At 72.5% G+C, this 21696-nt stretch carries 18 protein-coding genes; 3 read left to right on the top strand and 15 right to left on the bottom strand.

Going from position 1 to position 21696, the window contains the following annotated elements; genetic code table 11:
* Nucleotides 1–93 precede the first annotated feature (93 nt).
* The gene (locus EV371_RS18825) at nt 94–699 is read left to right on the top strand and encodes a response regulator transcription factor (RefSeq protein ID WP_486484691.1); all 606 of its coding nucleotides are present in this window, start codon (nt 94–96) and stop codon (nt 697–699) included.
* A gap of 98 nt (nt 700–797) precedes the next feature.
* A complete protein-coding gene (locus tag EV371_RS18820) occupies nt 798–1397 on the top strand; it encodes a LuxR C-terminal-related transcriptional regulator (protein ID WP_130463207.1) in 600 nt (199 codons plus the stop codon).
* Nucleotides 1398–1503: 106 nt separating this feature from the next.
* Here EV371_RS18820 and EV371_RS18815 read toward each other — a convergent pair whose 3' ends face one another.
* The 7 genes from EV371_RS18815 to EV371_RS18785 all read right to left on the bottom strand — a co-directional run bounded on the left by EV371_RS18815 (nt 1504) and on the right by EV371_RS18785 (nt 11252).
* On the bottom strand, nt 1504–2271 hold the full coding sequence (locus EV371_RS18815; protein ID WP_165436730.1) for a GNAT family N-acetyltransferase: 768 nt from the start codon (nt 2269–2271) through the stop codon (nt 1504–1506).
* 215 nt (nt 2272–2486) lie between these two features.
* Complete coding sequence (locus EV371_RS18810) at nt 2487–3965, bottom strand: carbamoyltransferase C-terminal domain-containing protein (RefSeq protein ID WP_130463205.1); 1479 nt, start codon at nt 3963–3965, stop codon at nt 2487–2489.
* Nucleotides 3966–3995: 30 nt separating this feature from the next.
* Nucleotides 3996–5768 (bottom strand): ATP-binding cassette domain-containing protein, encoded by a 1773-nt coding sequence (locus EV371_RS18805; RefSeq protein WP_130463204.1) that lies wholly within the window; start codon nt 5766–5768, stop codon nt 3996–3998.
* Nucleotides 5765–7687, bottom strand: coding sequence for an ABC transporter ATP-binding protein (locus tag EV371_RS18800; RefSeq protein ID WP_207230532.1), 1923 nt, complete (start codon nt 7685–7687; stop codon nt 5765–5767). The genes EV371_RS18805 and EV371_RS18800 overlap by 4 nt, the downstream gene beginning before the upstream one ends.
* Nucleotides 7688–7763: 76 nt before the next feature.
* Nucleotides 7764–7889 carry a SapB/AmfS family lanthipeptide gene (locus tag EV371_RS18795; RefSeq protein WP_130463203.1) on the bottom strand — a complete coding sequence of 42 codons (126 nt, stop codon included), beginning with the start codon at nt 7887–7889 and terminating at the stop codon, nt 7764–7766.
* 16 nt (nt 7890–7905) lie between these two features.
* The gene (gene lanKC / locus EV371_RS18790; protein WP_130463202.1) at nt 7906–10641 is read right to left on the bottom strand and encodes a class III lanthionine synthetase LanKC; all 2736 of its coding nucleotides are present in this window, start codon (nt 10639–10641) and stop codon (nt 7906–7908) included.
* Between the two features lie 404 nt (nt 10642–11045).
* Nucleotides 11046–11252, bottom strand: coding sequence for a hypothetical protein (locus EV371_RS18785; RefSeq protein WP_130463201.1), 207 nt, complete (start codon nt 11250–11252; stop codon nt 11046–11048).
* A gap of 436 nt (nt 11253–11688) precedes the next feature.
* Here EV371_RS18785 and EV371_RS18780 point away from each other — a divergent pair, with 436 nt between their 5' ends.
* Nucleotides 11689–12879, top strand: coding sequence for a glycosyltransferase (locus tag EV371_RS18780; protein WP_130463200.1), 1191 nt, complete (start codon nt 11689–11691; stop codon nt 12877–12879).
* A gap of 168 nt (nt 12880–13047) precedes the next feature.
* Here EV371_RS18780 and EV371_RS18775 read toward each other — a convergent pair whose 3' ends face one another.
* From EV371_RS18775 to EV371_RS18740, 8 genes are all read right to left on the bottom strand, one after another.
* The gene (locus tag EV371_RS18775) at nt 13048–14310 is read right to left on the bottom strand and encodes a nucleotide sugar dehydrogenase (RefSeq protein ID WP_130463199.1); all 1263 of its coding nucleotides are present in this window, start codon (nt 14308–14310) and stop codon (nt 13048–13050) included.
* Nucleotides 14311–14407: 97 nt separating this feature from the next.
* Nucleotides 14408–15817 (bottom strand): serine/threonine-protein kinase, encoded by a 1410-nt coding sequence (locus tag EV371_RS18770; RefSeq protein WP_349339989.1) that lies wholly within the window; start codon nt 15815–15817, stop codon nt 14408–14410.
* A 128-nt stretch (nt 15818–15945) separates the two neighbouring features.
* Complete coding sequence (locus EV371_RS18765; RefSeq protein WP_130463198.1) at nt 15946–17037, bottom strand: ABC transporter ATP-binding protein; 1092 nt, start codon at nt 17035–17037, stop codon at nt 15946–15948.
* A gap of 12 nt (nt 17038–17049) precedes the next feature.
* Nucleotides 17050–17871, bottom strand: coding sequence for a carbohydrate ABC transporter permease (locus EV371_RS18760; RefSeq protein ID WP_349339987.1), 822 nt, complete (start codon nt 17869–17871; stop codon nt 17050–17052).
* On the bottom strand, nt 17868–18788 hold the full coding sequence (locus tag EV371_RS18755; protein WP_349339986.1) for a carbohydrate ABC transporter permease: 921 nt from the start codon (nt 18786–18788) through the stop codon (nt 17868–17870). Before EV371_RS18755 ends, EV371_RS18760 begins: the two co-directional genes overlap by 4 nt.
* Nucleotides 18785–20137, bottom strand: a complete 1353-nt coding sequence (locus EV371_RS18750; protein WP_130463197.1) for an extracellular solute-binding protein — start codon at nt 20135–20137, stop codon at nt 18785–18787. Before EV371_RS18750 ends, EV371_RS18755 begins: the two co-directional genes overlap by 4 nt.
* A 228-nt stretch (nt 20138–20365) precedes the next feature.
* Nucleotides 20366–21274: an SRPBCC family protein gene (locus EV371_RS18745; RefSeq protein WP_130463196.1), complete on the bottom strand. Its 909-nt coding sequence runs from the start codon at nt 21272–21274 to the stop codon at nt 20366–20368.
* Nucleotides 21271–21696, bottom strand: coding sequence for a metalloregulator ArsR/SmtB family transcription factor (locus tag EV371_RS18740; protein WP_130463195.1), 426 nt, complete (start codon nt 21694–21696; stop codon nt 21271–21273). Before EV371_RS18740 ends, EV371_RS18745 begins: the two co-directional genes overlap by 4 nt.

Genomic DNA, 21696 nt, shown 5'->3' with positions numbered 1-21696 from the left:
ACCCAATCGTGCTCGTGATCGGCTCCGCCCGGGTAGGACCCGCTCGGATGCCGCGTTGTCGCTGAGTTTGTGTACCGAGATCGGAGTGACCACGTGATCCGCATTGTGATCGTGGAGGAGATGGGTTTGTTGCGGGGGGCGTTGCAGGCGGTGTTGTCGAGTGAGGACGACTTGGAGGTGGTGGCGGCCCTGCACGAGCCGGGCGGACTGGTGGCGGTCGCCCGTCGGCGGCGTCCGGACGTGGTCGTGGTCGACATGGAGCTGCCGGGCGCCGACATGCTCGACGTGGTGGCGCAGCTGGGTGTGGATGCGCCGGACAGCGCGGTGCTGGCGTTGAGTACCCAGCTGACCCCGGAGGCGCTGCAGCGGGCGATCCGGGCAGGTGCCCGGGGGTTCGTGGACAAGAACCTGCCACCGGCGGAGCTGACCCGGCTGGTCCGGGCGGTGGCGTTCGGCGAGCGGGTGTTCGACCCGGCCGTCGCCGTCGCCGCCCTGAGCCCGTCGGCGAGCCCGCTGACCAGCCGTGAACTGGAGGTGCTGCGGATGGCCGCCGACGGGCTGCCCCTGAAGGAGATCGCCCGTCAGCTCTACCTCGCGCACGGCACGGTGCGTAACCACCTTTCGGTGATCCTGCGTAAGACCGGAACGCGAAACCGGTTGGAGGCGGTCCGGCAGGCCCAGCGGGCGGGTTGGATCTGACCTCGGCGGTCCGGGTCGCTCCAACGGGCGTACTCGGCGTAGTCGTGTTTGAATGTTCACGCGGGGTGATCTAGCGATGACAAGTAGCAGGGGGGAACGTGATCCGAACGCTGCTCGCGCTGAACGGCGCTCTCATCCGCGGCGCCCTGGCCTTCGTACTGACCACTCAGGACGACATCGAGGTCGTCGCGGAGGTCGACCGAGCCGAGGACATCGGCACGGCGTTGCGAATCCAGCGTCCCGACGTGGCCATCGCGGACGTCAAGCTCTTCGGGGCGGGGGCGCTCTCCGGCGCCGTCGCGCCGTCCGAACCACCACCGGTACTGGTACTGGTGGACCCGCGTCGGCCCAGGGTGCTCGGGGACGCGTTGCGGGCCCAGTGCCAGCGTCTCGGGTTCCTCGGCAGTGACGTCGCCCCGGAGCGGGTGGTCGAGGCGGTCCGCCGGCTCGCCTGCGGGGGCTCGGTGGTGGACTCGGATCTGGTGGTCGCGGCACTTCGCCGGGACAACCCGCTCACCCAGCGGGAGGTGGAGGTGCTGGAGATCGCCGCCGAGGGGTGGCCCGTGGTGGAGATCGCCAGCAAGCTCTCCCTGTCGGCCGGCACCGTACGAAACCATCTTTCCCGGATAGCCGGCAAGACCGGCGCGCGTACCCGGATCGAGGCGATCCGGATCGCCCGGGAGAAGGGCTGGATCTGAACCACGCGGGTCCGCCTCCGGCGGCCGGAGCGCGGTGTCGGGCGGGACCGGCGAGGTCCCGCCCGACACCGCGTTCCGCGGCCGGGACGCCGCTCCGCTGGCCCCGTCATGTCGGGTCTGGACTCTCCATGGGTCCCGCGAGGTGGTGGTGGTACGTTCGCACACTCTCGCCATCCGGCGTCGACCGTTGCGCGCCCGCCGTCCACCCCAGCCGCTCGTAGAACCCGGTCGCACCGACAGATCCGGTCGAGGTCTGCGCCTCGACGCGTATCGCGCCGGCAGTCCGTGCCTGCTCGACGAAACGGCGGACCAGCATCACCCCGATGCCGCTCCTGCGCCACCGCGGCCGGACAGCCAGCGCGGTCATGACCGCCACGTTCGGAGCCGCGACCGACGCCGATCGCCCTGATGTCGCGGTGGCCGCGCCGAGGCGGAGCAGCCGCCGGGCCCACGGCCGCACCCGCGATCGCACGGCGCGCACGGCGACCCGGGGCCGGACGATGAGCGCCACACACCCGGCGAGGGCGAGCGAGGCCAGAACCCCTCGCTTCTTCGTCAACTCCGCGATGTGGGCGTTCTGGTCGCTGACGCCCAACACGAAGCCGACGAACTCCCCCGGCGGGGTGGTGGTGTCCACGGCGACGATCCCCACACCGTGCGTCGAACGCAGGAGGGTGCGCTGCCAGCGCCGGACAAACCGGGCGCCGAACGACGGGAACAGCCCGATCGGAAGCAACTCAATGTGTGCTCGGGACATCGCCGGCAGATCGGTGCAACTCGCCGGGCGCAGCATGAACCGTCCGTCGACCAGCTCGGCGTCCGTGGGATCGGCCGGCGGGGTCGCCACGATACTGGAACGGAGATCGTTAGCCATACCGGGCGGAATACGCATGACGTCAGCCTCCCCGTCTCCCCAGGCCAGGCGCCGGGAACCCGGTCACGGCTCACCGGCACCCGCTGGGACAGAGAACGTCGCCGCGATCCGCATACCCCGAACGGATCGCGGCATGCCCGACTACCGCTGCCGGGGCGCTCGGCGATCCATCGGCGGACCACCGAGGCGACGACGAGTTGATCGGGCGGACCGGCTCACAGCACGGGAACGCCCGTCCGGCTGCTGAACCGGCGGGCGTCCGCCCGGTCGTTGACCAGCGGTTCACCCTTCAGGTTCAGACTGGTGTTGAGCAGGATCGGGCAGCCGGTCCGCCGTTCGTACTCGCCGAGCAGGTCGTAGAGGCCCGGATGCTGGTCGCGGGTCACGGTCTGCACCCGGGAGGTCCCGTCGACGTGCACGATCCCGGGAAACGCCCGCGGATCTCGACACCTGGCGGTGAACTGCATGTACGGCGACGCGCTGACCGGCATGTCGAAGTACCTCCCGGCGTGCTCCTGCCGGACCACCGGGGCGAACGGGCGGAACGGCTCCCGCCCCTTCACCCGGTTGACCCGGTCCCGGCAGTCCGGGCCGCGCGGATCGGCCAGCAGGGAGCGGTTGCCCAGCGCCCGGGGACCGAACTCGGCGCGACCGCGCGCCACCCCGACCACCGTCCCGGTGGCCAGCGCCTCGGCCAGCGCCGCGACCGGGTACTCGCCCTCGATCCGGGTGCCCAGGTACGGTCCGGTCCAGTTGAGCTGGCGGCCGAGGACCGCCGCCGCCGCACCGAGGCTGGAACCGGCGTCCCCCGGGTTCGGCAGCAGCGTCAGCCGATCGAAACCGCTGCGCCGGGCGAGCAGTTCGTTGGCGACGCAGTTGAGCCCCAGCCCGCCCATCACGGTCAGCGTCGCCGCGTCGACTCGGCTACGCAGCCAGCGTGCCGCGCCGAGCAGCACCTCCTCGGTCACCGCCTGGACGCTCGCCGCCAGGTCCGCCGGGTCGGCCCGGGGCTGCCAGTCGCCGATGCCCCGATGCACGTTGCGGCGGAGCCGGAAGGTGGGTGGGGTGAGTTCGATCAGGTCGGTCTTGATCTGCGTGACGTATCGGGGCCGGCCGAGTGCGGCCAGCCCCATCACGATGAACTCCTCCTCGTTCGGGGTGAACCCGCAGCGCCGGGTGAAGGCGCTGTAGAGCAGCCCGAGGCTGTGCGGGTAGCGGCAACGGGCGAAGACCCGGTAGACGCCGTCGGAGAACTCGCCGAGGGTCAGCGTCTCGAACTCGCCGATCGCATCCGCGGTGAGTACCGCGGTGTGCCGCTCACCGCTGGTGAAGTGCCCGGCGGCGGCGTGCGAGTGGTGGTGCCCGACGTACCGGATCGGCACCCCGCGCAGTTCCGGTAGGCCGAGCCGGGCGAGGTAACGCCGGGGCAGGTCGTCGACGGCCACGGCGTGCCGGTACTGGCCGGCCCGTACGTGCCGCAGCTTCTTCCGCAGTGGGTGCTCGTACCAGGCGATCAGGTCCGGAGGTCCCCAGGAGAGCGCCTCGGCGAGCAGCCCGGGGGTGAGTTCGGGGTCGTTTTTCCGGCGTGAGTACCGCTCGGCGTGACCGGCGAAGAGGATCTCGTCACCCCGGACGACGCATGCCGACGCGTCGTGCGACAGCGCGCTGAGGCCGAGGACGTGCGTGACTTCCATCGAAGCAACTCTATCCCCCTGTCGCTCCGACTAGCCATCGGCGACCCCGGCCCGAACCGGATCGGCGTGCCAGTGCCCGACCAGCTCCCGATAGGTCGCCGAACCGGCCAGCAGGTCCTGGTGCCGCCCGTGCAGCGGGCGGCCGCCGTCGAGGATCAGGACCTCTCGGGCCCGCAGGGCCGAACTGATCCGGTGGGCGATGACGACCAACGCACCGGGGCGGGCGCCGAAGGCCTCCTCGACGGTCGCCTCGGCCACCGGGTCCAGGTGACAGGTCGCCTCGTCCAGGATCGCCAGCGGGGCGGCGGAGAGGAAGGCGCGCACGGCGGCGACGAGTTGCCGCTCACCGGCGGAGAGCGCCGTCGGGTCCACCGTCGCGGTCAGCCCGCCGAGACGACGTACCAGCGGCAGCAGGCCCAGCCGGTGCACCGCCGCGTCGACCTCGCTGCCCGGCGCGTCGGGCCGCAGGTAGCGCAGGTTGTCCAGCAGGGTCCCGGCGAAGACGTACGCCTCCTGTGGGATCAGCACCCGGTGCCGGGCCAGCACCGCCGGCTCGGCAGCACCGACCGGTGTCCCACCGAGCAGCACCGTCCCGGCCTGCGGCCGGAGCAGCCCGGCGAGCACCCCGGCCAGGGTGGACTTGCCGGCCCCGCTCGGCCCGACCACCGCCAGGTACGCCCCCTCGCCGAGGGTGAGGTCGAAGCCGTCGAGGACCGGGCGCGCCCGAGGGCCGTACCGGAAGGTGACACCGCGCAGCTCGGCCCAGACCGGCGCGGCCCCGGCGCGGGGCGAGTCGACCTCCGCGGCGGCCTCGGTCACGGTCCGGAGCTGGCTGGCGGCGGTGTCGGTCGGGGGTGGTGTGGTGGCGTCGAGGATCCGGTCCAGCGTCACCGCGAACCGGAGTCCGCCGCCGGCCACGCCCTGCACCAGCGCGTGCAGCGCCGGCTGAAGACCGGTGGCGACATACACCAGGGCGCCGAGCACCGCACCGGCGGTGAGCCCGTGCCGAACCAGCCACGGAGCGGCCAGCAGCAGGACCGCCAGCGGCAGCCAGCCGCCGACCGCCAGGCTGAGGCTGCGCAGTGCCGCCATCCGGGCCAGCGCGTACTCCGCACCGGCCTGCCGGTGCACCTGCCGGCCCACCCGGTCGGCGACGATCTCCTGCGCCCCGCAGGCCACCACGTCCCGGTGTCCGGTGAAGGCGGCGCCGGCCACCTCGCCGAGCCGCTCGTCGGCATGGACGTAGTCGCGCTGCCGGACGACCATCGCCGGCAGCGTGGCGGCGAACAGTGCCAGCCCGGCGATCAGCGGCACCGCGACCACCCCGGCCACCACCGGGGTCAGCGAGAAGAGCCCGAGCAGGGCCGCCACGGCGGTGAACAGGAAGCCCCGGACCACCATCACCAGGCCGGCGAAGGTGTCCCGGACGATCTCCACCTGGTGGGTCAGCCGGGCCACGGCGGCGGTCTCCGGCCGGGCTCCGGCGGCGGTCGACCGATGCAGCGCCCCGGTGACGACCCGTTCGGCCAGCTCGTCGCGGAACGGCTCGACGACATCGCCGAGACAGGCGTACGCCCGGTTGGTGCCGACCGCACCGATCGCGACGGCGACGGCCAGTACGCCGAGCCAGGCCAACCCGGTGCCCGGCCGACCGGCGAGGAATCCGTCGTCCACGGCCCGGGCGGTCAGGTTGCCGGCGAGCAGGGCCGGCAGCGCCTCGGCCGCCGACCAACCGGCGAGCCGGCCAAGCGGGCGGGCTCGCCGGCGCAGCGCGGCGGCGGTGAACCGGACCACGCCACTCACCGGACCACCTCGACCGCCGGCCCCGCAGGCCCCGCCGGCCCGGTCGGCGCGATTGCGTCTGCGGGCCCGGTCGGCGCGATCGCGTCTGCGGGCCCGGTCGGCCGGGCTGGCTCGGCTGGCTTCGCTGGCGCCGGGTCGGGCAGTGACGACGCGGCGAAGACGGCTCGGTAGGCCGGATCCCTCCACAGCTCCCGGTGCGCGCCGACACCACGCAACCGGCCGCCGTCGAGCCAGGCGACCAGGTCGGCAGCGGCCGCGGTGGCCACCCGGTGGGTCACCACCAACCGGGTACGCCGGTCCCGGTGCGCGGCGACCGCCGCAGCGATCCGGTGCTCGGTCGCGGTGTCCAGGCTGGACGTCGCGTCGTCCAGGACCAGCAGCCGGTCCGCGTGCAGCGCCCGGGCCAGACCGAGCCGCTGCGCCTCACCGCCGGACATCGGGGTCGCGTCGAGCCGGCTGCGGTAGCCGTCCGGTAACCGCTCGACGAACTCGTCGATCGCCGCTGCCCGGGCAACCGCGACGACCCGACCCACGTCGGACGGCCCGTCAGCCGCTGCCCGCCCGTCCTCGATCCGCTGGGCGGCGGTCACCTGTCCGGAGCCGGCGCGCCCGAGGCCGGGTTGACCGCCGGAGTCGACCGCGGAGCCGAGCGTGACCGCCTCGGCGATCGTGTCGCCGATCAGCACCGGCCGTTCGAAGCCGTACCCGACCGCCTGCCGAAGGGCGGGCCGGCTCAGTCGACACAGTGGTACCCCGTCCAGCAGCACCTCGCCGGCATCGGGATCCCGGAGCCGGCCAGCGACCGCGGCCAGGGTCGACTTGCCCGCGCCGGACGGGCCGACGACGGCGACCGTGGCACCCGGCGGCACCCGCAGGTCGATCCCGGCCAGCACCCGGCTGCCGTCGTCGCCGTACACCGTCACGCCGGAGAGGACGAGCTGACCGGTGCCGGCGGGCAGCGGCGCCGTACCGTACGACCGGGGCGGCTCGGCCAGCACGGCGGCGATCCGCTGCGCGCCGGCCCGGGTCCGGACCAGCCGGTTCAGCGTGGCGACGATGCTGCCGAGCCCGGCGCCGAGCGCCGCGTACTGTACCGCGGCGAAGAGTTGGCCCGGCGTGAGCCGACCGTCGGCCACCGACCAGCCGCCGACCGCGACGATCGCCAGTTGCAGCAGCGGGGCCACCCCGGCGGTCCGGCCCGAGGCCCGGGCCAGCGTGGTCCAGGTCCGGTTACCGTGCGCGCGCAGCAGTGGCAGCGGCGCCAGTACCCGGTCGATCTCGACCTGGACGCTGCCGGCGGCGGCGATGGTGCGGGCACCGTGCAGCGCCTCGGCGAGCCGCCCGGCGATCCGGCCCTGTACCCCGAGATAGCCGGCGGCGGCGGCCGAGGCGTCGGTGACGAAGGCACGCAGGCCGACGGCGAGCAGCAGCAGCCCCGCACCGAAGGTGACGGCGAGGCGCCAGTCGAGCAGCAGCAGCGCGATCACGCTGCCCAGCGGGGGCAGCGCGGCGGTCACTCCGAATACCACCGCGCTACCGGCCTGCCCCGCGTCGGCCGCCTGCCCGACCAGCCGGCCGACCAGGTCACCCACCGGATAGCGGGTCGCGCGGCGCGGGTCGAGGGCGAGCAGGTGCCCCAGCAGCCGCTGCCGGAGCCGCGCGGTCGTCCGGGCGGTGCCGGCGCCGCCGGCCAGGTTGCTCAGCGTGTCGGTGGCGACGATCAGCACGACCAGGCCGCAGGCGGCGAGCGGCCACCACCGGTCCGCCTGGCCGAGCGCGGCGTCCACGGCCAGCCCGAGAGCGGCCGGTAGCAGCAGTTCGGCCGCCGCGCCAAGCAGCGCGGCGGCGCCGAGGGTGACGGTCCAGCCGCCGCCGTACGTGACCGCCTGCCGGAGCAACCGGTTCCCGTCGGCGATCACCCGTCCCACCCTCCTGTCGACACGGGTTGCCCTGGGTGGGGACGTCTGCCCACCCAGGGCCCCGATGCTGACCTGATCAGTTGCAGGTCGTCACGGACAGCGAGCTGTCGCCGCAGAGCAGCAGGCTCGCCCGGCTCCCGCCGCCGTCACCACCACCGGTGCGGTCGGCCAGCTCCATCCCCTGAAGGTCCAGAAGCGCCATGTGTGTTCACCTCCTCCTAGAAGTCGGTCCGATGTGCCCCCGCGGGTAGCGGGGGAGTCTGGTCGCCGCCGGTCAGCGGCGTGAGGAAGGGCAGCGTCACCGGCTCGTCGTGCCGGGCCATCCCGGTGGCGAGCAGTACGCCCGCGCTTCCGGTGGCCAGATCCATCGACAGCCGCAGCAGTTGCTCACCCGGGAAGGCGAGGAAGTCGCGGTACGGCAGCGCGTGCCAGGCCAGCCGTCGTACCTGGCGGTCGAGTTCGGCCCGGTCGTCCTCCGATGGCCGGGCGTCCGCGCCGTTGGGGAGTTCGCGGGCCGGAGGGTGTCCGTCGGCCGCCCGCGCCGCCAGGTAGGCGATGATGCCGGCCCGCCCGGCGAAGAGCCCGGACTGGGCGTAGAACGGGGCCCGGGCGGCTCGGCGCACCGCGGCCGCGGACTCGGCGAGTTCCGGGTCGGGCCGGTGCCGGAGGTACTGGTCGAGTACCAGTCCGATGCCGACGCTGCCGTCTGCCAGGTACGGCATGGTCCGCCAGCCCTCGTTGACCTCCAGCGCGCCGTCCGGACGTACCACGCACCGGCGCAGGTCGTGCCGGAGCGCGTCGCCGGCCCGGTCGAGCAGTTCGGCGTCGCCGCTGAGTTCGTACAGCCGGAGGAACATCAGCGCCGGTCCGGTACGTCCCCGGCCAAGTCCCGCGTACGGGTACTGCCCGCCGCTGATCTGTGCTCCGGCGCCGGTGCTGCCGGCCGTGTCGCCTCCGCCCGGCGCACCGGCGCCGTCGGCTGACCGGTCGGCGACCAGTTCGGCGGCGCGCCAGGCAGCCTGCCGTAACGTCGGTTCGCCGGTCCGGCCGGCCATCTCGGCGAGGTTGAGCGCTATGCCGGAGAGCCCACTCACCAGGTCCTCGCCGAGTTCTTCCCAGGGCTCTCCGAGGCAGATGTCGAGTACGTCGAGCGCGTCCTGTCGCCGGCCGAGGTGCTCCAGGGCGTATGCCACCCCGTGCAACCCGTCGTAGAAGCCGCACCGGGTGCCGGAGCCGGGGTGCAGGGCCCGCTTCACCAGCCAGTCCTCGTGTTCGGGGTACCGACCGGCGCCGGTCGCGTGCAGCGCGTGCAGGACGCCGGCCGCGCCGTACCCGAGGTTGAGGCCGCCGGTGCGGAACTGGTCGATGTCGCCGGGGAAGAGCCGGTCGTCGCGGTCCGGGGTCGCACTGGCCAGGATCGCGCCGGCGATCCGGTCGCGCAGCCTCGGCCAGGCCGACCGGTCGGCGTCGAAGTCGTCGATGCCGGGTACCGGATGGGTGCGGCGGGCGTCGCCGGTGCGGATGGCGTCCCGGCGGTGGGCGGTGCCGTCGACGATCTCGTCGACGGCCGCGTCCAGGAAGTCGCGCGGCACGGGGAAGTGCGCGGCGACCACGTCGGCGAGGTGCGCGGCCTTGCCCGGGGCCAGTCGGACCATCTGGGTCAGCGGCAGGAACAGGGCGAGCCGCAGGCAGGCCAGGGCGTAGCGGTCCACGGCGAACCCGGTCCGGTCGCGCGGCGCGGCGAATGCCTGGTTGCGCAACGCGGGTCGGCTCGCCTCGGCGATCGGGGCCGCGACCTCGAAGTCGACCAGGGTGACCCGGTCGTCCGCTCCGACCATGATGTTGAACAGGTGCAGGTCGCCGTAGACGATCCCGTGCGCGGCGATCGCCTCGACGGTCCGCTGCACCTGCCGGTGGATCCGCAGCGCCCAGTCGGTGTAGTCGGCCAGCTCGGCCGGGGTCGCGTCGGCGTCGACCAGGGGGTACCGCTGCACCACCAGCTTGTTCAGCGCCCGGCCCTCGACGAACTCCAGGGCGAGGAAGTGGTGGTCGCCGAGGACGAACTCGTCGTGTACCCGGGCGATGCCCGGCACGTCGGCCAGCCGGCGCAGCATCTCGGCCTCGCGGTGCAACCTGGTGATCGCGTCCGTTCCAGTGGCGTCCAACCCGGCGTGCGGGCGGGCCTCCTTCAGCACCACTCTGCGGTCGGTGCGGGTGTCCCGGCCGACGTACAGGCCGCCGCCGTTGGAAAAGTGGATCACTTGTTCGATCCGGTACGGCAGGTCCGTGGTGGTGGTCGCGTTGCGGGCGGCGAGGTGCGGGCCGAGGAACTCGGGCAGGGTCACCCAGTCCGGTACGTGGAAGACCGGGTCGCGCCGGTCCGGTACCAGGGTGCCGGTGCCGTCCTCGACGGCGGGTACCACCTGGCCGTCGGGGCCGACGCAGTACCGGGCGGCGAAGCCGCCGTACCGGACGTGGACCGGGCCGTCACCGTAGCGCAGGTCACTGAGGACGTACGGCCCGGCTTCGCCGTCCAGCCGTTCGGCGAGTTCCTTGCAGGCGAGTTCGAGTTCGGCCTCGTCCCGGGGGTAGATGGTGACGAACTTGCCGCTGGAGCCGCGCCGGGCGTACTTCGAGTTGCGCATCAGCAGCATTCGTGGGCCCCGGAGGAACTTGAAGGACAGTCCCCGGGGGACGCAGTAGTCGAAAACGCTGTCCAGGATCCGGTCGGCGTTGTCCAGACAGGCCGACACGTGGATCTTCCAGCCCTGCTGGGGGAGCTTGCCGTCCCGGGGACCGTAGACCAGCCAGTCGTCGCTCGGCTCACGCTGCCAGCCGGCCGGCACCGGCCGGTCGGCGGCCGCGAACCCGGCGGAGGTGGTCACGGAGGTGGTGCTGAGAGAGTCGTAGAACAGCGGATCGACCGCACAGTAGGCGTCGTATCTTGCGTCCATCGTCGCGGCTCCTCGGGTGGTCCCTGGGCGACCGTGCTTCATCGACGCATTCGAGTCTCCTGGTCGGGTCCGAGGTGTTACTAGTGTGCTAAGTCATCCCCCAAGGTGTGTCATACACGGGTACCTATGACAAATGTCAGGGCCGACATGCCAATGATTGACATCAATATTGTTAAATCAGGATATACGAATCAGCTCGGGTGTCCCGACCCCGCCGTCGCCCGCGTCGGGACGAAGGCGGACCACGGAAGCAGACTCGAGGTCTCCGGTTTCAGGTTCTGCGTGGGGCGTGAACCTGAAACCGGAGACCTCGAGTCTCCGGAGATCGCCACCGGACAAACCGGATCTCGCGCCGAGTCGCGGGGCGTGGCCGAGGGGACGCCGGTCCGTCCGGACCGCCTAACTCACTGCGAGGGCTCGGGCACGTCACACTCGATCTCGGGGTTCAGCCCGACGTAGTTGAGCGGCCCGGCGATCACCGTCACGACGGTGGTGCCGGCCTCCGCGCAGTTGTCGTTGTCCCGGTCGAAGTATCCGCGCTGGCCGGCTGCGATCGCGCCGATGATCAGCCACAGCAGGACGATGACGCCGCCTATCGATCCGTAACGCATGAGAGCCTCCTCGGGGGTGGAATGCGGATCGACCCGGCGCGGTGGCCGGCGGGTCGATCCTCGCCGGCCACCGGCCCGCCGGGAGTTGTTGTCGACCTGATACCCATCGCCCGAACACATGCAAACGCCAGCACCGACGCGGCGCCGGGTCACCGGACCGTGGCCCCGGCCGGGAGGTGCCGCCGCGGGAGGGCGGCTCCGAGCCACCGGGCGGCGACGGGAGCGCTCGGCGCGGTCCGGAGCGGCACCGACCAGGTCGGACAATCTGGAAGGTCCATCGGGGTCCGACCGCCCGGTGCGTTCGGGTATCGCCCCTCTCTAAATTTTCCCGATAATCGGCCTATCTCTACAGATAGGCGTATAACGGGATAATAGGTTGGTTTCGGCTCGACCGATCACCGGATCGGCCTGGCCACGATGCGCGAAAGGTCTGGTCATGCGACCGCTTCGGGTGCTGCGGATCATCTCCCGAATGGCTGTGGGCGAGGCCGCGCCGCAGGTCGGCGCGTTGATGCGCGGGCTGGATCCGGACCGCTTCGAGCAGCGGCTCTACGCGGGCCCGGTGGAGCCGGGCGCCGGCGACTACCGTCGGTTGCGGGCCGCCGACGTACCGGTGCGGGTGCTGCCCGCGCTGCGGCCTCCGGTACGTCCGCTCGACAACGTTCGGGCACTGGCCGCGTTGATCGCGGAGATTCGCCAGTTCCGGCCGGACCTGGTGCACACCCACGACCTGCGGGCCGGGGTGCTGGGCAGGGTCGCGGCGGTCACCTGCCGGGTGCCGATCCGGGTGCACACCTTCCACACCCATCCGGTGTCCGGGGCGCCGCCCGTCACCGGCCAGCTGGTCGCGGGTGCCGAGTGGATCCTGGCCCGGACCAGCCACGCCCTGGTCGCGGTCGGTGCCCGGGTGCGCGACGAACTTCTGGCCGCCTCGATCGGCCGCCCCGACCAGTACATCGTGATGCCGCCCGGGGTGAGCCTGTCTCCGCTGCCCGGGCCGGACGACGCGCGGCGTACCCTCGGGCTGCCGGCGACCGGGCCGGTGGTGGCATACCTCGGCCCGCTCGATGCGCCCAAACGGCCGGACCGGTTTCTCGCGGTGGCCCGGGCGGTCCGGCACAGCCGGGCCGATGTCCGGTTCGTCGTCTGCGGCGAGGGTGCCCGGTTGGCCGAGCTGGTCAGGATGGCCGCCGCCCAGCGGATCGAGATGACGTTCCTGCCGTGGCGGTCGGACCTGGAGACCGTCTACGCCGCCGCCGACCTGGTGTTGCAGACCTCGGACCACGAGGGGACACCGCTGACCCTGATCGAGGCCGGACATGCCGGTCGGCCGGTGGTGGCCACCGACGTCGGCGGCACCGCCGAGGTGGTCCGGCACGGCCGGACCGGGCTGCTCTGCGATCGCCGGGATGTCGACGGGTTGACCCGAGCGGTGCTGCGGTTGCTGGCGGACGACGGGCTGCGGCATCGGATGGGCCGGACCGCGCTGGCCGAGACCAGGGAGGCGTTCGGCACGCCCCGCCTGGTCGCCGCCACCCGGGACCTCTATCACCGGCTCGCGATGGCCAGAGGCTGCTGGCCGACCAAGCCTGCCGAGCCCGTCTCCGCCCTCACCCGCGCCCGCTGACCGGGCAGCGGCGGGTCACCTGCCACCCCCACACCGACCACGAGCCGGCACCGCCCGGACGACCGCCCGGCTCCGACACCGGCTGCTGGGGCACCTGCTCGCCCTCGGCCCCGCCACGCGGCGGGCGGGCTACCGACCTGCCTGTGGATGCGGGCCGAGCCGGGGGGCCTACAGGCGCTCCACCACCGGGCCGCGGCAGCGGTCGCGGCTGTCGAAGACGTACCGGGCGGTCCTGATCACCATGTCGTAGTCGAGCCCGTCGTGGTCGGTGACCACCACCACCGCGTCGGCGTCCCTGACCTCGTCCTCGGTCAGCTCGACCATCGCCAGCTCGACCGGTACCTGCCGGGGGTCGGCGTACGGCTCGACCGCCCTGATCCGGGCCCCGAGCGCGTGCAGCCGGTTGGCCAGGGCGATCGCGGGGGAGTCACGCAGGTCGCCGGTGTTCTTCTTGTATGCCAGGCCGATCATCAGCAGCCGGGCACCCCGCAGCGGCCGGCCCCGGCTGCTCAGCCCGGCCATCACCCGCTGTGCCACGTACTCCGGCATGGCGTGGTTGACGTCGCTGGCCAGCTCGATGAACCGGAACTGCCGGCCGAGTCGGCGTTTCACCTGCCAGGAGAGGTAGCAGGGGTCGATCGGCAGGCAGTGGCCGCCGATTCCGGGACCCGGCCGGAAGGGCATGAACCCGAACGGCTTGGTCGCTGCGGCGTCGATGGCCTGCCAGATGTCGATGCCGAGCTGATGGCTGAAGGTGGCCAACTCGTTGACGAGCGCGATGTTGACCTGGCGGAAGGTGTTCTCGATCAGCTTGGTGAGCTCGGCGACCCTGGTCGAGTCGACCGGTACGGTCTGCCGCACGATCCGGCGGTAGAACGCATCGACCCGGTCCAGCGCCACCGGCCCCACTCCGGAGACCACCTTCGGGGTGTTCTCCAGCCTCCAGTCCGGGTTGCCCGGGTCGATCCGCTCCGGGCTGTAACCGAGGTGGAAGTCGTCCGGGCTGCGCAGCCCGCTCCCCTCCTCCAGCAGCGGCCGGAGCAGCTCCTCGGTCGTACCGGGATAGGTGGTCGACTCCAGGATGACCGTACAGCCGGGCCGGACGTACGGCGCGAGTGCCGAGCCGGCCTGCTCCACGAAGCTGAGATCCGGTACGCCGTCCCGCAGCGGGGTCGGCACGCTGATCACGCAGACGTCGAAGTCCCGGGCGTCGGCGTAGTCACTGGTCGGCAGGTAGCGGCCGGTGGCCAGCGCCGCACGGAGTCGCTGATCCGAGATGTCCTCGACAAACGACTCCCCGCTGCCGAGTCGCTTGATCCGGTCGGTGTCGAGGTCCAGCCCGACGACATCCAGTCCGGACTCCACCGCGGCCACCGCAAGGGGCAGACCGACGTACCCCTGACCGACGACAACCAGCTTTTCCCTGCTCATGCGGGCTCCCACCGTACTTTGACGACGGTGCACACCCTAGGGGGATTTAACGGTGATCACCCCGGAAACGGGGGACAAAGAGACGTATTTACCGGGTTCAGCCGTTGTCCGGCTCGATCGGCCCGCCGCTGCCCGGCGGCTCCGCCGGACCGGTCGGTGGATTGCTCGGCGGCGGATCAGTGGGCGGCGCCGAGCGGGTCGGTTCGGCGGTCGGCTCGGCCTCCGGGGTCGGGCTCGGCGTGGCCGAGGTGGACGGCCGAGGCCGGGTGTTGTCCCGTGGCCGCGGGGAGTCGTGTCCGCTCGGCGCCGTCGCCGCCGGCAGATCCGGAATGTCGGCCTCGACCGTGGCGGTGCTGCTCGGTGTCGGGGACGGCGGTGTGTTCTTCGCGGGTGCGTCGTCGGCCAGATTGAAGGCGATCAGCGCGGTGACCGCTGCCGCGCCCAGCCCGACCACGGCGGCGACCCCGGCGAGGGTGAGGACGCCGAGACCGGGTTCCCGGTCCCGGCCACCCGGGCCGACCACCGGATTGTCGGTCAGGGTGCTCGGCTCGCCCGTCCCGGTGCCCCCGGTGCTGCCCGCCGCGCCCGCGAGGACGCCGAGACCGGTGACCGCGGTCGGCTCGGCCGGGGCGATGCCACTTTGCTCGACTCCGCCCGCCGCCTCCGCGGCCAGCACCTCCGGGTGGTTCGCGGCGGCCCGGGCCGCCGCCGCCAGCGCCGCCGCGTCCGGGTACCGGTCGGCCGGGTCCTTCGCCAGGGCCCGGCCGATCAGTTCGGCCACCGGACCGGGTACGTCGGCGGGCAGTGGCTCCGGATCCTCGTGCAGGTGCTTCACCGCGACCTGCAACGGGTTTTCCCCGGTGAACGGCGGCTGCCCGGCCACGCACTGGTACGCCACCGCACCCAGCGCGTAGATGTCGGTGGCGGCCGAGACGGGCTTGCCGGCGGCCTGCTCCGGCGCCATGTAGAGCGCCGTCCCGGGCACCGCGTTCGAACTGGTGATGCTGGTGATGTTCACCGACCGGGCCACCCCGAAGTCGAGCAGCCGGACGTTGCCGTCCGCCTGCACCAGCAGGTTGCTCGGCTTCACGTCGCGGTGCACGATCCCGCCCCGGTGGGCGGCGTGCAGCGCCTGGGCGACCTGGGCCACCACGCGCATCGCGTCGACCACGCTCAGTCGTCCGGTCTCCCGGATCCGGGCGGACAGCGGCTCGCCGTCGACGTACTCCATGACCAGGAAGTCGGTCCGTCCGGAAGGGAGTTCGTCCTCGCCGTAGTCGAAGACCTGCACGATCCCCGGATGGTGCAGGGTGGCCAACATCCGGGCCTCGGCCCGGAACCGCGCGATGAAATCGGGGTCGGTCAGCAGCGAGGGAAGCAGCACCTTGACCGCGACCCGACGGCCGAGCACCACGTCGGTGGCACGCCACACATCGCCCATCCCGCCGGTGGCGACGCGCTCGTCCAAGCGGTAGCGCCCGCCGAGCAGGACTCCCGATTCCAGCACGTGCACACCGTACCCAGGCGCGTGGCCGGGTACGCAATCGCGGCGGTGACGGCGGTGCGTCGGGGAGTGCCGCTGCTGCTCACCGTACCCGGACGGCCCGGCGACCGGTATGGCGGGTCGGTTGCCGTTCAGCCCGGCGCCGCGAGCGCGGTCGAGTCCGCGGGGTCGTAGCAGCGCACCCGGTCCGGGTCGACGGCGAGCCAGACCGGGCTGCCGGGGCCGATCCGGAACGTCGGCGGCGCCAGCACCTTGAGCTGCCGGCCGGCGAGTTCGACGGTGAGCAGGATGGCCGCGCCGGTCGGCTCGACCACCTCCACCCGGGCCGCCAGCCGGTCCGGCCCGTCGGCGTCGAAGACCTCGATGTTCTCGGCCCGGACGCCCACCGTCACCTCGTCGCCCGGGTAGTCGCCGAGCAGCGCCGGGGCCGCCGTGGACTGGTCGCCGATCCGCAGCCGTGGCCGGCCGTCGGCCCGGTCGACCCGGGCGGGGAGGAAGTTCATCGGCGGCGCGCCGAGGAATCCGCCGACGAACTCGTCGGCCGGGCTGTCGTACACCTCCAGCGGCGGGCCGACCTGCGCGACCCGGCCCTCGCGCAGCACCGCGACCCGGTCACCCAGGGAGAGCGCCTCGGCCTGGTCGTGCGTGACGTAGACCGTGGTGGTGCCGAGCCTGCCGACGATCCGCTTCAGCTCGGTGCGGAACTCCATCCGGAGCAGAGCGTCCAGATTGGACAGCGGTTCGTCCATCAGCAGCACGTCGGCGTCGGTCACGATCGCCCGGGCCACCGCGACCCGCTGCCGCTGCCCGCCGGAGAGCTGTGCGGGATAGCGGTCCAGGTATTCGGAAAGGTGCAGCAGTTCGGCCGCCTCGCCGACCCGCCGGTCGATCTCCGCCTTCGGCGTCCTGCGCATCGTCAGCCCGAACGCGATGTTCTGGCGGACCCGCATGTGCGGCCAGATGGCGTACGACTGGAAGACCATCGACAGTCCGCGTTGCCGGGGCGGCAGGTCGGTCACGTCCCGGCCGTCGATGTGCACGCCGCCGGAGTCCGGGGACTCCAGCCCGGCGATCATCCGGAGCAGGGTCGTCTTGCCGCAGCCGCTCGGCCCGACGAGTACCAGGAACTCGCCGTCGCGTACTTCCAGGCTGATGTCGTCGGTGGCGGGGGTATGGGTCCCCGGATAGGTCTTCACCAGGTTCCGCAGCACGATCTCGGCCAACGTCCGTCCCCTCTAGCGGATCGTGGTTCCCCACATGTTCAACAGGTAGCGGCGCATGAACGCGATGAAGACCAGGGCCGGTACGACCAGCGCGAAGCCCCCGGCGAACCGGAACGCCAGGGGCGAGTCGGCCAGCGTCGAGAGCACCTGTGCCGGCAGGGTACGCCGGTTGAGGGTGAGCACGGCCGCCCCGAGCACCTCGTTCCAGGAGGTGACGAAGGTGAAGATGGCGGCGGCGGCGATCCCGGGCAGCGCCTGTGGCAGTACCACCCGGGCGAACGCGCTCGGTGCGGTGGCCCCGAAGATCATCGCCGCCTCCTCGTGCTCCACCGGCACCGCCACGAAGATCGCCGACGTGATCAGTACGGTGGTCGGCAGCGCCAGCGCGGTGTGCAGCAGCGCGACCGCGTACGTGGTGTCGTAGAGCCCGCTGGCCAGGAAGACCCTGGCCAGCGGCACCGAGAGCACCACGATCGGCAGCGCCCGGGTGAGCAGCAGGAAGAGCTGGTACGGCTCCCGGCCCCGGAAGGCGTACCGGGCGACGGCGTACCCGGCCGGCACCCCGAGGGCCAGCGAGAGCACCAGGCTGAGCAGCCCCACCTCGACGGAGTTCTGGAACCCGCCGACCACTCCGGTGCTGTCCAGGAAGACCCGCATCGTCTCGGTCGAGACGTCGGTGGGCAGCAGCGACAGCGGGAACCGGTTCAGTGACTCCCGGCTGGCGAGCGCGGCCAGCGCGATCAGGTAGATCGGCAACCCCATGAAGAGGGTGACCGCGACACAGGCGGCCTGGATCGCGATGGTGCGGCGCCGGGCCGCGCCGCGCCGGTTCACCGGCCGCCTCCGACGGTCGCCGGGTCGCGCAGCACCCGCAGGTAGACCACCGCGGTGCCGAGGGACATCAGCAGGATCACCAGGGCGATCGCCGCCGAGACCCGCTCGTTGCGCAACGTCACGTACCACTGGTAGGTCTCGCCGACCAGCAGCGGGAAGCTGCGGCCGGTGAGCGCCTGGGCGACCGCGAAGGTCTGCAGGCCGAGGATGGTCCGCAGGATCAGCGCCACCTGGAGGCTCGGGCGCAGCTGCGGCAGGATGATGTGCCGCAGCCGCTGCCAGTAGGTCGCGCCGAAGACCGCCGCCGCCTCGTCGTAGTCGCGCGGGATGTTCTGGAGTCCGGCCACCACGATCACCAGTACCAGCGAGGTGGCCCGCCACAGCTCGGCCAGCAGGACCGCGACGAACATCGTGGTCTGGTTGTCATAGGAGAGCCAGGCGTAGCCGTCGCCGAGCCCCAGGTGGGCCAGGACCGAATTGAGGTAGCCCCGGTCGGCGAAGATCGACAGCCAGACCAGCCCGGCGGCCAGGTCGCTGATCGCCAGAGGTACGCACCAGACGTAGAAGTAGCACGACGACAGCCTCGGCCGCTCCCGCAGCAGCAGCGCCATGGCCAGCGCGAACCCGAACTGCAACGGGATCAGTACGACGATCAGCAGCGCGGTGTTCCGGGTCGCCGCCCAGAAGTAGGGGTCGTCGAGCATCCGGCGCAGGTGGGCCAGGGTGGGCCCGTCGCCGCCGGTGAACGCCTGCCCGGCGCCGACCACGATCGGCCAGAGGAAGAGCGCGGCCAGGAAGATCACCGAGGGGGCGACCAGCAGCGCCGCCGTCGGCACCCGGGTCCGCCGGCGCGGCCGGCGCGGCCGGGCCGGTGTCGCAGTCGGGTCGGTGGGCGCCGGATCCGGCGCGGTGGTCACGGCACCCGGCACGTCTGCCCCGCCGCGACCGGGTCCGGACGCCAGCACGGCGCCTTCAGCTCGTCCAGGATCGTGTTGAGCTGCTGGGCCTGCCGGTCCAGGACCTGCTGCACCGGCCGACGGTCCAGGCAGATCTCCTTGAAGCAGTTCTTGAAGATCTGCGAGACCTCGCCGTCCCTGGCCCCCAACCCCACCGGGGGCAGGGCCAGCACGGCGCCCTCGGCATCCTGCTGCCGGCGTACCGCCTCGGCCTCCAGCGCCACGGCCGGCGGCAGGTCGGTCGGGAGCGCGGCGGAGACCACCGGGAAGAAGGCGTTGCGGCGCAGCACCTCGAACTGCACCTCCGGACTGGTCAGCGCCTCGATCACCTGGCGTGCCCGGTCCGGCTCCGGTGCGCCCTTCGGGATCGCCAGGCCGGCGACGACCAGCATGTAGCCGAGTCCCTTCGGACCGCGCGGTGCGGGCGCCATCACCCAGTCGTCCGGCTTGTCTCCGGGGGCGTTGACCAGCCGGGCGACGTGGTCCCAGGCGATCAGGACCTCGCCGCGCTGCAACGGCTCCTGCATGTTGTCGTAGTTGGTCGAGGCCGGCGCGGTCTGTGCCCACAGCTCCACCATGTACTGCCAGGCCAGCACCGCCTCCGGGCTGCGGAAGGTGGTCATCTGGCCGCCGGTGAAGCTCGGCAGCAGGTAGCCCTGGAAGAACCGGTGGTAGAGGCCCTTCGGGCCGCAGGGCAGGCCGAGGACCGGCTTGTTGCCGTTGGCCCGCCGGGCGTTGCCGGCCCAGGTCAGGAACTGGTCGTATGTCAGGTTCTGCACGTCGGCACCGCTGGGCAGCCACTGCAACGCCCGCTTGTGCACGGCGAGCACGTACGACGCCTGCATCCACGGCAGGTAGGTGGTGGCCCCGCCGGCCAGCTTGCCGAGTTGGGCGAGATCGGTCGGGAACTGCCGGTCGGCGAGCTTGCCGGCGAGGTCGTCGAGGTTGACGAACTTGTCGGCGTGTGGGGCGAAGTCGCCGTGCAGCCCGCCGGCGAGGCTGACCTCGACCCGCCCGGCGGCGACCTGCGAGGTGATGGTCGAGGAGAAGACGTTCGGCTCGACGGTGTTGTACGCGACCGCGCCGCCCGGAACCCGCTCCCGGAGAATCCGCTCGAACCGCTGCCGCTCCTCCACCGGGGTGAACTGGGTGGAGAGAAAGGTGATCGACCCTTCCTCGTCCGACCCGGTGGTCGACGCGCCGCCGCAGGCGCCCAGTAGCGGAGTGGCCCCGGCGGCGAGGCCGAGCCCGAGTAGCCGGCGCCGGTCGAGCCGGAGGTCTGTGCCGGGTGTGCCTGCGTGTCGTGTCATCGTGCCTCCCCGGACGGTGGTGCCGGCCCGGTCGACTGCGGAGCGGGCACCGATGCCGGCTGGAGCGGAGAGTCAAAAGTGCACATATTCGCAAGCTTGGTGTCAAGCCGGGAGCGCCGTTCCGGTCCGTCCCGTTATCGAACCGGTGCCCCGTCGAGTCCCGCTCCGGCCGCGATCCCGGGTATGCCCCGACCCGGTCACCCGGTCACCCGGTCACCCGGTCAGCCGTCAGCCGGTCGCTCGGTCACCCGTCAGTCGGTCAGCCTCCTCGGCGAGCTGCCGGGCGAGCGGCTCGATCCGGCGGCGCCAGGCGGCCAACGCGGTGGCCGGGCCGCTCGGCGGATCGGCCGGGCCGGTCTGTTCCAGTACGAGCCGGGCGCCGTGCCCGGTGCCCTGGACCAGCTCCCAGCGAATCCGCCCGGCGGCCGCTCCGGCGACCTCCCAGGTGTACTCCAGCAGGGTCGGTGCGGCCAACGTGCTGACCGGACCGGCCGGGAACTCGTCGGTGGTGAAGCCCGGCGGCGGCGGCGCGCCGAGCGCGGTGGGCCGGTCGGGCGCGGCGTCGGTCAGCGCCGCCCAGACCGCCTCGGCGGGGCGGGTCAGCTGCCGCTCGAAGCGCACCCGCCAGCCGTCGCCGGTGTCTTCGGCGACGCCGTCGGCCAGCCCGAACCGTTCGACGTACGACTCGTGTAGCCGTCCGGACGGGCGTGCCGAGCGGTCGGGCGCCCGGCCTTCCAGCACTCCGTCGAGTGCGTCCAGGCAGATCCGCCAGCCGGAGGCGAAGCTCGCCGCGCCGGCCCGGTCGTCGAAGACGTGGCTGAAGACCAGCAGGCAGCCCGGGCCGTCCGGGTGCAGCTCGATCCGGAACAGCTCGCCCTCCCAGGTGAAGGCGAACAGCCGGGGCGGTTCGTACGCGTCGACCCGGCCGACCGACTCCGGCGGTGCGTCGGGACCGGACCCGAAGCTGAAGGTCATCCGCCCACCGGCACGCGGATCCAGCCGTACCTCGGCGGGAAACCACTCGCGGAGATGCTCGGGCTCGGTGACGGCGGGCCAGACCTTCTCCGGTGGATGGGCCAGCCGGCGCTCGATGCGGAGCACCTGCCGTCCGTGCACGATGTCCAGGCTCTCGTTCACGTCAACTCCTCGGATCTCGGCTCGGTCCGCCGCCGCCGCTGGCTGGAGCCGGAACGCGTCGACGGCGGCGGTTCGACGGCCGGTGGGTGTTCGGAGCCGGCGAAACCGTCAGACCCGGTTGCCATGGTGTCCAGATGCCGCTCAAGCGCATCGAGTCGGCCGGACCACATCCACCGGTATGGCGCGAGCCAGGCATCGAGCTCGGCGAGCGGTTCGGGGCGCAGCTCGTACCAGCGACGTTGCGCCTCCGGACGGACCCGGACCAGTCCGGCGTCGCGCAGCACCCGCAGGTGTTTCGAGGTGCCCGGCTGGGTCAATCCCAGCTGCTCGGTCAGTTCGCCGACCGAGCGCGGGCGCTCGCGGAGCAGATCCAGGATGCGTCGCCGGACGGGCTCGGCGAGGACTTCGAAGGGCGTGGCCAC

The sequence above is a fragment of the Plantactinospora sp. CNZ321 genome, assembly GCF_004217235.1.
The sequence above is the reverse complement of the archived record's forward strand: the minus strand, read 5'-3'. Positions and strand labels throughout refer to the sequence as shown.